15 protein-coding genes are annotated in these 15,731 nt (G+C 30.6%); 1 reads left to right on the top strand and 14 read right to left on the bottom strand.

What is annotated here, in order from left to right:
* Nucleotides 1–61: 61 nt before the first annotated feature.
* Nucleotides 62–1,099, top strand: coding sequence for a CotS family spore coat protein (locus tag ACJDU8_RS09675; protein WP_406791948.1), 1,038 nt, complete (start codon nt 62–64; stop codon nt 1,097–1,099).
* 81 nt (nt 1,100–1,180) lie between these two features.
* On the opposite strand, the gene bioA is transcribed toward ACJDU8_RS09675, so the two are convergent.
* The 14 genes from bioA to yqfC all read right to left on the bottom strand — a co-directional run bounded on the left by bioA (nt 1,181) and on the right by yqfC (nt 15,475).
* Complete coding sequence (bioA, locus tag ACJDU8_RS09670) at nt 1,181–2,536, bottom strand: adenosylmethionine--8-amino-7-oxononanoate transaminase (protein WP_406791947.1); 1,356 nt, start codon at nt 2,534–2,536, stop codon at nt 1,181–1,183.
* Nucleotides 2,537–2,555: 19 nt separating this feature from the next.
* Complete coding sequence (bioD, locus tag ACJDU8_RS09665) at nt 2,556–3,281, bottom strand: dethiobiotin synthase (protein WP_406791946.1); 726 nt, start codon at nt 3,279–3,281, stop codon at nt 2,556–2,558.
* A gap of 133 nt (nt 3,282–3,414) precedes the next feature.
* Nucleotides 3,415–3,975: a biotin transporter BioY gene (locus ACJDU8_RS09660; RefSeq protein ID WP_406791945.1), complete on the bottom strand. Its 561-nt coding sequence runs from the start codon at nt 3,973–3,975 to the stop codon at nt 3,415–3,417.
* 305 nt (nt 3,976–4,280) lie between these two features.
* Complete coding sequence (gene ppdK / locus ACJDU8_RS09655; RefSeq protein WP_406791944.1) at nt 4,281–6,911, bottom strand: pyruvate, phosphate dikinase; 2,631 nt, start codon at nt 6,909–6,911, stop codon at nt 4,281–4,283.
* A gap of 80 nt (nt 6,912–6,991) precedes the next feature.
* On the bottom strand, nt 6,992–7,636 hold the full coding sequence (ccpN, locus tag ACJDU8_RS09650) for a transcriptional regulator CcpN (RefSeq protein ID WP_406791943.1): 645 nt from the start codon (nt 7,634–7,636) through the stop codon (nt 6,992–6,994).
* Between the two features lie 233 nt (nt 7,637–7,869).
* Nucleotides 7,870–8,472, bottom strand: coding sequence for a DUF4342 domain-containing protein (locus ACJDU8_RS09645; protein ID WP_406791942.1), 603 nt, complete (start codon nt 8,470–8,472; stop codon nt 7,870–7,872).
* Between the two features lie 16 nt (nt 8,473–8,488).
* Nucleotides 8,489–9,262, bottom strand: coding sequence for a DNA repair protein RecO (gene recO / locus ACJDU8_RS09640; protein ID WP_406791941.1), 774 nt, complete (start codon nt 9,260–9,262; stop codon nt 8,489–8,491).
* Nucleotides 9,263–9,312: 50 nt separating this feature from the next.
* Complete coding sequence (gene era / locus ACJDU8_RS09635) at nt 9,313–10,194, bottom strand: GTPase Era (protein ID WP_406791940.1); 882 nt, start codon at nt 10,192–10,194, stop codon at nt 9,313–9,315.
* Nucleotides 10,187–10,603, bottom strand: coding sequence for a cytidine deaminase (locus ACJDU8_RS09630; protein WP_406791939.1), 417 nt, complete (start codon nt 10,601–10,603; stop codon nt 10,187–10,189). Before ACJDU8_RS09630 ends, era begins: the two co-directional genes overlap by 8 nt.
* A gap of 28 nt (nt 10,604–10,631) precedes the next feature.
* Nucleotides 10,632–11,330: a diacylglycerol kinase gene (locus tag ACJDU8_RS09625; RefSeq protein WP_406791938.1), complete on the bottom strand. Its 699-nt coding sequence runs from the start codon at nt 11,328–11,330 to the stop codon at nt 10,632–10,634.
* 51 nt (nt 11,331–11,381) lie between these two features.
* A complete protein-coding gene (gene ybeY / locus ACJDU8_RS09620; RefSeq protein ID WP_406791937.1) occupies nt 11,382–11,876 on the bottom strand; it encodes an rRNA maturation RNase YbeY in 495 nt (164 codons plus the stop codon).
* Nucleotides 11,873–13,999 (bottom strand): HD family phosphohydrolase, encoded by a 2,127-nt coding sequence (locus ACJDU8_RS09615; RefSeq protein WP_406791936.1) that lies wholly within the window; start codon nt 13,997–13,999, stop codon nt 11,873–11,875. The genes ybeY and ACJDU8_RS09615 overlap by 4 nt, the downstream gene beginning before the upstream one ends.
* A 20-nt stretch (nt 14,000–14,019) precedes the next feature.
* Nucleotides 14,020–15,207, bottom strand: a complete 1,188-nt coding sequence (gene yqfD / locus ACJDU8_RS09610; protein WP_406791935.1) for a sporulation protein YqfD — start codon at nt 15,205–15,207, stop codon at nt 14,020–14,022.
* Nucleotides 15,194–15,475, bottom strand: coding sequence for a sporulation protein YqfC (gene yqfC, locus ACJDU8_RS09605; protein WP_406791934.1), 282 nt, complete (start codon nt 15,473–15,475; stop codon nt 15,194–15,196). Before yqfC ends, yqfD begins: the two co-directional genes overlap by 14 nt.
* Nucleotides 15,476–15,731 lie beyond the last annotated feature (256 nt).

Here is a 15,731-nt window from a genome sequence, read left to right as displayed (position 1 = left end):
GTATATTGTAAAAACCTTTCTAATATTATTATAAAGAAAGAACTTTTTAAGGAGTTTTTATATGGATTTATTGTCTGAGGAAAATGTAAAAAAACATGTACTTCCTCAATACCATATGGGAAATGCAAACATAACTAGAATTAAATTTAAAGATACAAATAAACAAAGAGCCGTATATAAAATATCACATTTAAATAAAAATTATTGCTTAAAAAAAGTATATTTTGATGAAGAAAATTTACTCTTTGTATACTCTGCAATAGAATGGTTATTTAGAAATAATATAAATGTTCCTAGAATATTACCTACAATTCACAACGGACGATTTGTAAAATACAATAATATGCTTTTTATATTAACTCCCTGGATAAACGGAGTAAAATGTAATTATGATGACAATTCCCATTTATCTAATGCTACTTTAAATTTAGCTAAAATGCATAGTGCAACTAAAACTTTTATTCCTATAGAAAAAAGCCATAAAAGAGTAAATTTCCAAAATATATATATATCCTTTGAAAAACATTTTAAGCAACTTTTAAATTGTTCAAATTTATCTTTTAGACATCAAGATAAATTCTCCAAACTATTTTTAAAACATTTTGAAATTAATTCTGCTTTGGCACAAATATCACTTAAAATATCTTCTACTATAAACTATAATAATTTAAGTACTTCCCTATGTCATTTAGATTACGTAAATAAAAATATAATATTCGATAATGATAATAAAATTTGGGTAATAGATTTTGACAAATGCAGTATAGATTATTGCTCTCACGATTTATCTTATTTTTTAAGACGATTTCTAAAAAGGAGTAATATTAATTGGAATTTTAATACAGCTATAGAATGTTTATCACTATACGAAAAAGAGTTCAACTTAACTTTAGATGATTATAAGTATATCATTTCCTATCTATCTTTTCCTCAAAAATTTTGGAAAATATCTAGAGATTATTATAATAATATATCAAAATGCAATATGAGTTCTTTTTTTTATTTGTTAAGAAAAGCTTCCAATAACAATATTGAACAACTAGAATTTGTAGTAGGGCTTGGAAAATATGCAGAAAAAAAATTCAATACTATTTTTTAGTTTTAACAATTACTTAAATCAAAATAATAAAACCGACCTCTTCACAAACATAAAGAGGCCGGTCACCTTAACTTCTACAACTTATAACTTATTCTCTATAAAATACTCTTCTATACTCTGAAAGCATGTATTTACCATAAATTTTATTTCCTCTTCATTAATAATGTATGGAGGAATAAAATAAAGAACATTTCCAATAGGTCTTAATAATAACCCCTTACTAAGAGCAATCTTATAAATCTCATACCCTACTCGCATTTGACAAGAATAGTCTTTTTTAGTCAACTTATCTTTTACTATTTCAATAGCCGTTACCATACCTATGTTTCTAACTTCGCCTACATGTTTCGATGCTTTTGCCTTTTCCAATGTAAGTCTTTTTATTAGTTTACCTTTTTTTCGATTGTTCTCAATAATATTATCCTCTTCGAATATTTTTAAATTTTCTAAGGCAATGGCACAACTCATAGCATTACCTGCATAGGTGTGGCTGTGAAGAAATGCTTTTTGTTCATTATAATCATCATAGAAGCAATCATATATTTCATCCGTTGTCATAACTACGGACATAGGCATATATCCGGCAGAAATTCCTTTTGAAAGGCACATAAAGTCTGGGCTTATTGAGGCATGATTACATGCAAACATCTCTCCAGTTCTACCAAAGCCAACTGCAATCTCATCTGCAATAAGATGTACATCATATTTATCACAAATTTTACGCAACTTCTCTAGATAGTTAGGTGAATATATCTTCATACCTGCAGCTCCTTGAAGCATTGGTTCAACTATTACAGCACTTATTTCATCATGCTTTTCTTCCATACATTTTTCCATATTTATAAAGCACTCTGCATTACAATTATCTCTAGTGCAACCATACTTACATCTATAACAATCTGGCCCCTCTACTCTTATAGTATCTAAAAGAAGGGGGTTATATATCTTATTGTACTCATCAATATCACAAACAGACAAAGCACCTAAAGTTTCTCCATGGTATGCATCGCTCAAAGCTGAGAACCTTTTCTTTTTAGTGTTTCCCTTCTGCATATGATAATGGAAACTCATTTTTAAAGCTATTTCTACCGCTGAAGAGCCATTATCAGAAAAAAATACTTTTGTTAACCTATCTGGCGTTATGTTTACCAGCTTTTCTGATAGATCTATTGCAGGCTTGTTAGAAAAATTTGCGAATATAACATGTTCAATATTATCTATTTGTTTCTTTATAGTCTCGTTAATTCTTTTATTGCTGTGGCCTAAGGTGTTTGTCCACCAAGACGATATACAGTCTAAATATTTATTTTCCTCAATATCATAAAGCCAAACCCCTTCTCCCTTTTCTATAACTATTGGGTTAAACTCCTCATAATCCTTCATTTGTCCACAAGGGTGCCATATGTATTTTAAATCTCTTTTTACATAATCATTCATAGCCACACCTCAATTTTTATTATAATTGTTCCATATGCTCTATTATATTCTGAGCACTAAAAGCTTTTTCAGAATTTGTTCTTATAGTTTCTACCTCATTATCATTCATGTTCTCTATGTTTTCAAGCTTTCCGATAACAGGTAGTTTAGTGATTTTTTCTATCATTTTAATATTATCATCATAAAATAAACCTTCTTCATATTTGTTTATTATAATGCCTTTGATTTTAATCCCTAAGTTTTGTATATATTTTGCTGTAAGCACCGCATGATTTATTGTTCCGAGCCCAGCACTTGCAACAATAATAACGCTCATATTTAAATCCTTAATAAGATTTCCAATAGTATATACTCCTCTTTCATCATCTATCAATGGACATACTATTCCACCACTGCCCTCAGCAATTATAAAATCATACTTTTCCTTTAAATAAGCATATCTTTCTCTTACTACACCTAAATCTATAGGATTATTTTCCAACTTGGATGCAAGGTGAGGAGATACTCCAGTCCTATAAACATAAGGTGTGATGTTTTCATAGGGTTCTTCTAACTTACTCACATCACTTACAAGCTTAGTGTCACCAGGAATAAGCTCATTGCCTATTTCTAAAGCACCACTCAAAGCTGCTTTAAAGTAAGCAGCATCATATCCGTTGCTCCTCAAAACATGCATAAGTCCAGCAGTTACAACAGTTTTACCAATATCAGTATCTGTTCCAACTATAAATACACCCTTAGCCATTTTTTCTAACCTCCAACTCTAATTCACCTACCATTTTTTATCATCATATATTTTATTTCCTGATGTTATTAAGTAGTTTCCTGTAATTATTTCCTCCTAATTTAGGCTTTCTGTATTTTCCAAAGGTGTTCCCTCAACTAGCCTCAATATATCCACTTTTTCTTAATGCAGGTAATATCTTTGTTGAAATATAGGCTGTAAATATTGTTAGTACCAAATCTCCAGCTATACAAACTACAAAGCCATAAAAAAATGCAAAATAAAAGGAAATATTTTTCCCTAGGTATAAATTATAACTAATATATAAATATATCACTCCAAATAAGTATATAAAGAACAGACCTGAAAGCAGCATAAATATTGCCTTAATAAAAGTTAGTTCCTTAATATTTTCTCTTATTTTACCTATGACATAAGCCGCTATAATAAAACCTATAAGATACCCAAAAGTAGGTTTAAATATATAACTAAAACCACCCCCTTCAGTAAAGACAGGTACACCAGCAAGTCCAATAACAACATAAACTATTTGTGATAAAGCCCCTAATCTTGAACCTAAAATTACACCAGCTAAAGCACAAAATAGATATTGCAGAGTAAAAGGTACATATGGTATTGGTACCTTAATAAATGCTCCAATTGCTGTTAACGCTGCAAACATAGCTACCAAAATTAAATCTCTTGTACTTCTCATAAAGCATTCCCCTATTCCAATATTTGCTTGTACGTATCAATAATACTAAATAATTTTCATATTGTCAACCTTCATTTAATATATGGTTTACAATTTATTTTCAACCATATATTTTCATCCATTTCTCAATGCCAATCTTGCCCCTTTGATAATTAAAATTTAAGGCTCATATTAAAAATAGAGCATTGTACTTAAAAACCAATAAGGAAATTAAGTTACAATGCCCTATTTACAGTATAGATGGTATCAAACGCCCGTTGTATAAAACTTTTTGAGCTATTGATATAATAATTTACAATGTTATTTTATCTAGGACTTTTTATCTGAGCTTGTGCTGCTGCTAATCTTGCCACAGGAACTCTAAAAGGAGAACAGGATACATAATCAAGGCCTACATTGTGGAAAAATTCCACTGAAGAAGGATCTCCCCCATGTTCTCCACATATTCCAAGATGTATATCTGGTCTTGTTTTTTTACCTAGGTCTACAGACATTTTAACGAGTTTTCCTACTCCTACCTGATCTAACTTTTGGAATGGATCAAATTCATATACCTTCTTTTCATAATAATCATCTAAAAATTTACCTGCATCATCCCTTGAAAATCCAAAAGTCATTTGAGTTAAGTCATTAGTTCCAAAAGAGAAAAATTCCGCTTCTGTTGCTATCTCATCTGCTGTAATAGCAGCTCTTGGAATTTCTATCATAGTTCCAATTTTATACTTCAAATCTACTTTCTCTTTTTGTATTATTTCATCTGCTACTTTTACAACTACATCCTTTACATACTTTAACTCTTTTATTTCTCCTACAAGTGGTATCATTATCTCAGGTACTATGTCATAACCTTTTCTCTTCTTAACATCTATAGCAGCTTCAATGATAGCTCTGGTTTGCATTTCGGCTATTTCCGGATATGAAACAGTTAATCTACAGCCTCTATGACCCATCATAGGGTTAAATTCATGTAGGGATTCTATAGTATCCTTTAATTCCTCAAAATTTATTCCCATCTCTTCAGCTAAATTTTTTATATCCTCAGTTTCATTTGGTAAAAACTCATGTAATGGTGGATCTAAAAATCTAATGGTTACAGGTCTATCTTCCATAGCTTCATATATTCCAATGAAATCTCCTTTTTGTCTTGGAAGCAATTTATTTAATGCCTTTCTTCTTTGCTCTTCTGTTTTTGAAACTATCATTTCCCGTACTTCTGATATCCTATCTTCCTCGAAGAACATATGCTCCGTCCTGCAAAGCCCTATTCCTTCTGCTCCAAATTCAATTGCCTGCTTAGCATCCTTTGGCGTATCTGCATTTGTTCTAACCTTTAAATGTCTTATATTATCAGCCCACTTCATAAAAATTTCAAAATACCCGGATATCTCAGGTGATACTGTTTTTATAGATTCTCCATACACATTACCGGTACTTCCGTCTAGTGATATGTAATCTCCCTCTTTATAAGTTTTATCTGAGCTGCGAAGAATTTTGGTATTTTCATTTATGATTAAACCACCGCATCCGGCTACACAACAAGTTCCCATACCTCTAGCCACAACAGCTGCATGAGATGTCATTCCTCCTCTGACAGTAAGTATTCCCTGGGAAGCTACCATTCCTTCAATATCTTCTGGAGATGTTTCCAATCTCACAAGTATCACTTTCTCACCCTCATCATGATGTTTCTTAGCATCATCTGCAGTGAAATATATTTTACCACAAGCAGCTCCTGGAGACGCAGGAAGTCCCTTTGCTATCACAGTGGCCTTTTTTAATTCATTACTGTCAAAATTTGGATGAAGCAGTGTATCTAATTGCTTAGGTTCAACTTTAAGTATGGCTTCTTCCTTAGTAATAAGACCTTCTTCCACCATATCCACTGCTATCTTAAGTGCGGATTGAGCTGTTCTCTTTCCATTCCTAGTCTGTAGGAAATATAACTTACCCTGTTCTATAGTAAATTCCATATCCTGCATATCTTTATAATGATTCTCCAATCTTTCAGCTATGTTTATAAACTGAGAATAACATTCTGGAAGATCTTCTTTTAACTTGGTTATAGGCTGGGGTGTTCTTATACCTGCAACTACATCCTCTCCTTGCGCATTTATAAGATATTCACCAAATATGGCCTTCTCTCCTGTAGCTGGATTTCTTGTAAATGCAACTCCTGTACCTGAAGTTTCTCCCATATTGCCAAATACCATGGATTGAACATTTACTGCTGTTCCCCATTTTCCTGAAATATCGTTTAATCTTCTGTATACTATAGCTCTTGGATTTTCCCAGGATCTAAATACTGCTGTAACCGATTGAATTAGTTGTTCTTCCGGTTCCTGTGGAAACTCTTTCCCTATTTCACTTTTATAAAGTTCCTTAAATTTCTTAATTATATTTATTAAATCAGATGCATCTAAATCTGTATCAACCTCAACTCCCTTAGCGCCTTTAACACTGTCTAGTATATCTTCAAATTTTCTCTTTTCAATATCCATAACTACATCAGAAAACATCTGTATAAATCTTCTATAAGAATCATAAGCAAATCTTTCATTACCAGTTAACCTAGCAAGACCTTTTACAGCATCATCATTTAAACCTAAATTTAATATGGTATCCATCATTCCTGGCATAGAAACCCTGGCTCCTGATCTTACTGAAACTAAAAGTGGATTTTCTATACTTCCAAATTTCTTACCTGTATTCTCTTCTACACCTTTCAATGCAGTATAAATTTCCTGTATAATATCCTGTGATATTACTTTCCCATCTTCATAATATTTAATACACGCTTCTGTAGATATAGTAAAGCCAGCGGGAACAGGTATGCCTAAATTTGTCATTTCAGCCAAATTAGCTCCCTTGCCTCCTAACAAATTTTTCATACTGGCATTTCCTTCATTAAAGAGATACACATACTTCTTATTTTGCATAGAACACATCTCCTTTTTTTAAAAAATTTTACATATATTTTTATGCATACATGAGCAGATATTAACCTGCTCAATTATCTTTATTTATTTTCCCCTATTTTTACAAAAAGTCTTGTTATATTTGTTTTTGAAACTTTTCCTATAATTTTAAGAATCTCATTATTTAATTCATCGCAAGATTTTTCCACCACTGGAAGGCTATCTACTTCATGTTCCATTATTTTTTGAGCTGCTAAATATGCGGCATCCTCTTTCTCTACAAAAACTATGTTAGGCATCCTAGTCATTATTATTCCCACAGGTATTTTATGCATATCACTACTTCCAATAGCTATTTTCAAGAAATCCTTTCTTGAAACAGCTCCTGTAAGAATACCGTTATTTTCTATAAATAAAGTTCCCACGTCATTTAAAAACAAATATACTATGGCATCATACACTGTAGTATTTTCATCTAACATTACAGGTTTTGACATTATATCCTTCACTTTTATATTCATTATGTGGTCATATATTAAGCTGTATGAAGGTTTTTTAGAATATATATATCCCACTTTAGGCTTTGCCTCTAGTATACCTGTCATAGTAAGTATTGCTAAATCCGGTCTAAGTGCTGCTCTTGTAACATTTAATTTATTTGCCAGTTGTTCACTAGTTATAGGTGCATGATCTTTTACTAACTCTATTATTCTCTCTTGCCTTGATGATAGTTTGATAATGTCCACCCTCTTTCTCTATAGTAAATTAAATAATTGAACAAACATTTACTAAGAGGAATTTAGTATAAGTTCCCAAATTTATACTTCCTAAAAGTTATTATACCATATATATGTGGGTGAATAGTATATGATTTCATTCTTTACTGAAAATTGTCACTACAATTTAAATTATTACTATCCATATTTACACAACAATAGATTTTAATATAACTGTTTGCAATTATCATGTTACAAGTTTATTATCTATCTTTGTGTTCTTCATTATTCCCATCATATTCTTTTTCTTCCTCATCTATATCGTCGAATTTTACAGTATACTTATATGTGTTCTTATCCTGTCCTTCGTTTTTATTTGAGAATTTATCCTTAACTGAAGATGCCGCATCATATACCTTATCTTTCACGTCATTTACTGTATTTCTAACTCCATTTTTTATTATCTTATTTACTACTTCTACAGTTCCATCATCTCTAGTTATCTCTATAGTAACTTTAGTAATTACAGCTGTTAATATACCTATAGCTATTAGTGGCGGCCATATAAGGGCTGTTAATGTTGCTGCAATACCTGCATTTACAGGAATATCTACTACTACCCTATCCTCTTTCTTTATTTTTATCCTATTTATATTTCCTTTATTCACTAAATCCTTTAACCATTCTAAAAATTCATCTTTTGTGGTGTATAAATTATCTTTATAGGACTTTTTATTCTGTTCTATATATATAAGTGCGTCAATTACATTTGCATCGCAAAATTCCAGCGCTTCTTTTGCTTCAGAATAGCTTACTCCAGTTCTTTCTCTTATGATATCAATTTTTTCCAATGTTACTTCACTCATGTTCTTCTCTCCTTTTTTAGATTTTATTCTTTTCAAAATTTACAAGGTACCTTAAGATATCCAAGCTTTTAGGTTTTCTAAAGTAATTTTGAGAAATAATAAGTTCCAAAACTTTATATAATTCTTCTTTTACTTCTTTAGTTAGCACAACTCTGTACACATTTTCCATGGAAATATTAGATAAGTATTTTAGTGCACTACAGGCAGCATAGCTTATGTGCATGCTGTTTTTCTTCTCACATTCTTTACATACTCCTCCCAGATATTGAAGATGTATATATTCAAAAGATGTAATTTTTTTTCTGCATACGGAACAATATTCAAAATTCAGCCCGTATCCTGTAGCCTTTAGAATTTTCAATTCAAAAGTTCTCGCCAGTGTTTCAATATCCACTGCATGACTCCTTATAAGGTAAAAAGAAGTAGCCAAATACCTAAAAAGTTCTCTGCTACTTTCCCCATCATCCATTGCTATATCTGTAAGTTCACAAAAATAAGAAGCATAAGTTAAATCATTTAAATCATTTAATAAATCTTGAAATGAATCTATTAAACTGCTTTCATTTATTACATACATACTTTTTCCTTTGTAAACTACATAGTCTCCATAACAAAACTGAAGAGTAGTAGAAAACAGTGGACTTCTGCTCTTTTTAGAACCTTTAGCTATAGTAGATATTTTACCAAGTTTTTCAGTAAAAAGCCACACTAGCTTATCTGATTCTTTTATGTCCTGTGTTTTTATAGTTATAGCTCTAGTTTTAAATATGGTCAGAAAATCATCCCCCATTTTAATTATATTATATCCTTATTTAAAAATAACTTTCTATGTTTACCATACTATTTATATCCTAATTCCTTTAGCAATCTGTCACTATCTCTCCATTCTTTTTTTACTTTAACCCAGACTTCAAGATATACTTTTGAATCTAAGAATTTTTCAATATCTTCTCTGGCATAAGTGGAGATTTTTTTTAACATGGCTCCTTTTTTTCCTATTATTATTCCTTTATGAGATTCTTTTTCACAAAGTATAGTTGCTTCTATATTATACAAGCCTTTAGAATTTTGTTTCATAGAAAGTATCTCTACAGCTATGCCATGGGGTACTTCTTTTGAAAGAAGTCTAAGTGCTTTTTCTCTTATAATCTCACCTACTACAAATTTTTCCTGTTTGTCTGTAATCATATCATCTGGATAGTACTTAGGTCCTTCTGGCATATATTCTACCATAAGTCTTATAAGTTCTCCCACATTTCGCTGCTTTAGTGCAGATATTGGTATGATTTCAGCAAAATCAAAAATCTCTGAATAATTTTTTAAAGTCTCGGCTACTTTTTGCTGAGGATTTTCATCTATTTTATTTACTACTAAAAATACAGGTATGTTTTCTTTCTTAAGCTGCTCTAAAATATATCTATCTCCTTTTCCAACTTCCACGTCAGGGGTTATTAAAAAAAGTATTAAATCTACATCTTTAATAGAATTTTCCGCAACTTTCACCATATAATTTCCAAGTTTATGCTTGGGTTTATGTATACCTGGTGTATCCACAAAAATTAATTGAAAATCATCTTTAGTTAAAATAGTTTGTATGCTATTTCTAGTAGTTTGTGGCTTACAAGAGACAATAGATAATTTTTCTCCCATAATACTATTTAACAATGTAGACTTTCCTACGTTAGGTCTTCCTATTATTGTAACAAATCCTGACTTAATCATAACTTTTCTCCCTATTCTCTAAATGTTTTTTTGTAAATGCCTGTGGTAAAATTTCTTCCAGCTTTTTTATTATATAATGACTTTCACTTTTTGCTATGACAATTTCCATACCTTCTAATGCAAACTCTGCAATTACCTGTCTGCATATACCACAGGGATAAGTATACTCCTCATCCGCTCCAACTATTGCAATTGCCTTTAAATCTCTGTGTCCCTCAGAAACAGCCTTAAATATAGCCGTTCTTTCGGCACAATTAGTAGCACCATAAGAAGCATTTTCTATGTTGCAGCCTGTATATATATTTCCATCCCCTGTTAGTACAGCTGCACCAACCTTAAATTTAGAATAAGGAACATAAGCCGACCTTCTCGCAGTAATAGCTTTAGAAATTAATTTTGTATAATCCATATCATTCCCCCCAAAATAACTGACTTATCTATCCAAATATTCTAAAAAGTAAAGTCGTTACCAAGCTTCCAAATATTGCCCCATAAACAACCTCCATTACAGAATGGGCTCCTGAATCCACCCTACTCTGTGCTACAATAAAAGCTAGAAGGTAACTCAATGTAATTACTGCCAGCTGGCCTGTTATCAAAGCTATAGTAGTAGCTATGGAAAAAGCTATAGCACTGTGTCCGCTTGGCATACCCCCTTTAAGAGGAGTCCCTTCTCCAAAAATAGCTTTTACCACTATAGTGGTTATACACACAACTGTCAGTATTATAAATATAGTATAGGGACTTGTACTCCGAACCTTTTTCATAAGTATAAAATTTATATAATTTAGTTTATCCCAGAATATTATATAGCCTACAGCTATGGCATTTATAGCAGTAATCAGTACACCTCCTGCAGCCACATTTTTTGCAATTTTAGCTAGTGGGTGATAGTAGTTGGTAGTGGCATCTACTGCAAATTCTACAGCCGTATTAAAAAGTTCAGCTGTAATAACCATACTTATAGTTATTATTATAGCTAAAATCTCTGCCTTACTTAAATCATAAAAAAAGCATACGATCAATACTAAAAGGGCTGCTATCATGTGTATTCTCATATTTCTCTGAGTTCTAACAGAATATATTATGCCCTCAATAGCATAGTTAAAACTATCCAATAACTTTTTTACTTTCATGAATATTCTCCATTTTTTATAAAATTTAAATTACTTAGTATGCTATCTTACTTAAAACCTAAAATCCTGTAGAATTTCCTCTTCCCTTTTTCTCATAAGTTTTTTATCCTCATCCTTCATATGATCATATCCTAAAAGATGAAGAACTGAATGCACTATTAGATAACAGGTCTCTCTAAAAAATGAATGTCCAAATTCTTTGCTTTGTTCTTTGGCCTTTTCAAGAGAAATAACTATATCTCCTAATACTAAATTGCCATCATTCATGTCATATTCGTGAAATTTATGATTTAAGTAAATTTGTTTAAATACTTTACCTTCTGGATATTCTAACATGGGAAAAGACAACACATCAGTTATTTTATCCACATTTCTATTTTCTCTATTTATACTTTTTATATTCTCATTATCTATAAACACAACACTTATTTCACAGGGAAATTTTACTTTCTCTTCTTTTAAAGCGCATTCTATAACACTTTTAATAGTTTTTTCAAGTTCTTCTGTAACTTCTACTTTATCCTGTCTGTTATCTAAAAAAATCATTCTTTTTCCCCCTGATTTAATATATTGGATTTTTGTAATTGTCCCGTAGTTTTTTTAGAAAACTTATCTTCCGGGTATTCTATCCTATGGTGATATATGCCAACAAGTACTGTTAGAAATGCTTTCTTTATTTTATTTATATCTCTTAAGCTAAGATCACAGTTATCAAGCTGACCCTCATTTAATCTATCCTTAACTATATTATTTACCATCTCTGTGATTTTAGCCTCATCAGGTTCACTAATAGACCTTACTGCGGCCTCTACCCCGTCAGCTAACATTATTATACCTGATTCTTTAGTTCCAGGTATAGGTCCTGGATATTTAAAATCTTCTTCATTTATACTCTCAAGTTCTTCACTGGAATTTTTCATAATTAAATAAAAATATTTTACAAGAGAGGTACCATGATGTTCTTCTATAATATCCTTTATTATTTTAGGAAGCTTATATTCTTTGGCCATTTCGGAACCATCTTTCACATGGGACATTATTATTAAAGTACTTAGATTAGGTGTCAATTTATCATGGGGATTATCCTTACCTAATTGATTTTCCTTAAAAAAGTAAGGTCTTTTTATCTTACCTATATCATGATAATAAGCCGATACCCTAGCCAGAAGAGAATTCCCACCTACTTCTTCAGCAGCCACTTCCGCTAAATTTCCCACCATTATGCTGTGGTGGTAAGTTCCAGGTGCTTCCATCAGCAGCCTTTTCAAAAGTGGGGCATTAGGATTTGACAATTCCAAAAGCTTTATAGTAGTTACTATATCAAACACACTTTCAAATAAGGGTAAGAATCCTATAACTAAAATTCCAGATACTATACTTGCAATTCCAGTAAACATACTTTTTTGAGCTACATCTAATATATTATTACTAAGTAAAAATCCCATTGAAAAAGCAAGTGCAATATTTATAATTAATACATATAAAGAAGCAATCAATATATCATTTCTCTGCTGCATTTTCTTAAGTATTATGGAACCTACCACTATGTTTACAATAGCCAGTATAACTATATCTAGATTGAAACCTACTGCCACATTTATTAACACACAATTTAAAACATTTAAAGTTAAAGATAATCTATGGTTAACTAACAATGCCATTATCATAGGTATAAAGGTAAGAGGTATCAAAAATGGAGAAACCATACCTATAACTCTAGATAGTAATATAGCTAAACAGTTCAATATATTTATCATAATAATCATTTTTACATCTTCAAAAACTTTTTCATGATATTTATAAATATAGATCCACTGCAATAATAATACCAATGTCACCAATACCGCCAATGATAAATACACATGCCACTGAAAATATGGACTGTTATTTAAAAGACCTAAATCCTTTAATATTTCTATTTCATGTTCTGTTACAGGTTCCCCTTCCTTTACTATGGTTTGATCTTTCTTTATCATAACAGGAGAAACTTTTTTTTGAGCTTCTTTCCTGAATTCTTCAGTTTTCTCCTTATCATAAAAGAAATTAGGTGAAATCTGAGAATATCCTATGGTAGTAGCTAGATCTTTTAAATTTTTAGATAAATCAGAAGTGCTTACTTTTAACAATATGTTTTCCTGTGCTTTTTTAATATCATCCTGATTATCATTTTGTGTATTATCACTTATATTGTTATTGTCATATATATCTGATAGTGTTTTCTGCAGGAAATCTTGAAGCTTTTTCATATCATCTTTATTAAGTGCCAGTATAGCCATATAATCGTCATCTGCTAAATTCATATCATATTCACTTTTTAATTTTTGCAGTTTATCCTTGTCTTCTAATTGTGAATCTCTTAATTGAGCTACCTTAGAAAAAAAACCATTTAAATTGTTTAATATATTTGTTTTTACCTCAGGTTTTTTGTTATATTGAATGGGCACAGACTCAATAGCTTGCTGTAACTTAGCTTCTGTAGATACTTCATCCTTTACTTCCCTAGGAGCCTTTATATCAACCTTTGGAATATCACCTACTTTTAGATTATACCTTTTGGCTGTAAGTCCAGTTATAAGTAACAAATAAATAAACATAAAACTTACCATAAAAATAATTATTTCATTAATCTTTTTACTAAAAAAAAATCTTTTCAATGATAGTTTTTTCAATGAAAATCACCCTTTGTTTTCTATTTTATACTAATACTACTTTCATTTTTTTCTATATCTTGAACTGCATCCGGAACTGCTATATTTTCTTCTGCTATAACTTGAACTTTAACTTTACAGGATTGTCCTTGGTCATAAGTAACTATTTTGTCTAAAACATTTATAGACTTATCTAAATTAGAACATATATTCTTATATAATTTATCTCCAGTATCTTTTACTATTTTTTGCACATCACCTTTTACAGTAACTTCTTTAACTTCATAATAGGTTTCTTTTTTTAACATGAATTTACTTTCCTCTATTTTATCATAATTATTAAATTTGTTATCATTTTTTTTGAAATATAACTTTTTATTTCCTAAACTAATATAATAATTCTGTATTTTTTTACCTGTTCTTTCTCTTTTTATACTATCTATATTTACAGTTGCAGTATCTTCATATAAAGTTTTACATATCACATATCCTCCAGCAGGAACACTATAGGTGGAAGGTTCCTGTCCCTGTTCACCCTTTACAAGTATCTGCCCTTTTTTCACATCATCTCCTACTTTTACAACCGGAGTGCCAAGTGTAGTATATATTCTCTCTACCTTACCATCTTTTTTAGCCACCAAATTGCATGGAGTATCTTGTGTAATTATAGTTGGCGGAGATTTTCTTTCTACTGCTTTTACGCTTAATTTAGAACCTTCTATCCTTACCTTTACCCACATTATACTATCATTATTTCTTATAAGATTTTCTTCTATCTTATAGACATTTATTTTATTTTTACTAGTCCCCGGTTTTATCCCATAATTTTTAAGTTGCTGTCTTATTATATATGGCGGCAGACCTTTATCAGAAGTAATGTTTATACTCCATATAAACGTGGATAAATAATATATTATCCCTATAAATAAGATTACTCCCGTTACTAAAGTTATCTTCTTCCTAATCTTAATTATTAAAAATGTAATTCCCCTTCTTCTGACTATTTTTATCCTGGTGCCCGTTTTTCTGGCTATGTCTTCTATATTATAGTAATCTTTTAAATTTATTTCCATGGTCATAGTAGTAATATTTTTCTTCTTTATATTTTTTATATAAATATTATTCTTCCACATGAGATTAATAAACTTTTCAGGTATAAGCGATTGTATTTCAATTAAGACACTTCCCTTTCTATAGTGTCTCAAATTGAATTTATTAGTTTCCTTCATAAACTATAGAACTAAACCTCCCTCCTATGGTTATAGTACTTCCTCCCATAAAAAGTACCTCAAATCTACTTCCATATATGGATATTAAGCCTACACCTGAATTAATTTTTATCTGATTTTCATCAAACAATATAATACCTCTATGATTTTCTATTATTATTTCGTTATTTCCTGTAACCTTAATTTGAGGCATATTCAAAATTATATCTCTTGGCAAATCTAATTTATCTGCAATATTTTGTTTTGTATTGTACATTTTATCTCCCATAATATCACCTCTAAAAATTTATCTGTATTAAATTAAATACATAGCCTTTACTAATTTATGAAATATATATATAATAAATTCCTTAAAGGTTAAACTACATTCAGGTATCCAAAAATAAATAACAAATCAAAGATGCCTAAAACCAGAGAATAAAAAAAGCTGAGAAAACTCCCAGCTTTTTTATATTTATTTAAATATTTTTCACTATTTGACTCACAGACTATCATCCGCTATACCTTTAATCTTTAAGTACAAC

The sequence above is a fragment of the Candidatus Clostridium eludens genome (assembly GCF_045310515.1).
Classification (GTDB): domain Bacteria; phylum Bacillota; class Clostridia; order Clostridiales; family Clostridiaceae; genus Clostridium_B; species Clostridium_B eludens.
This window is presented reverse-complemented; position numbering and strand designations above follow the sequence as displayed.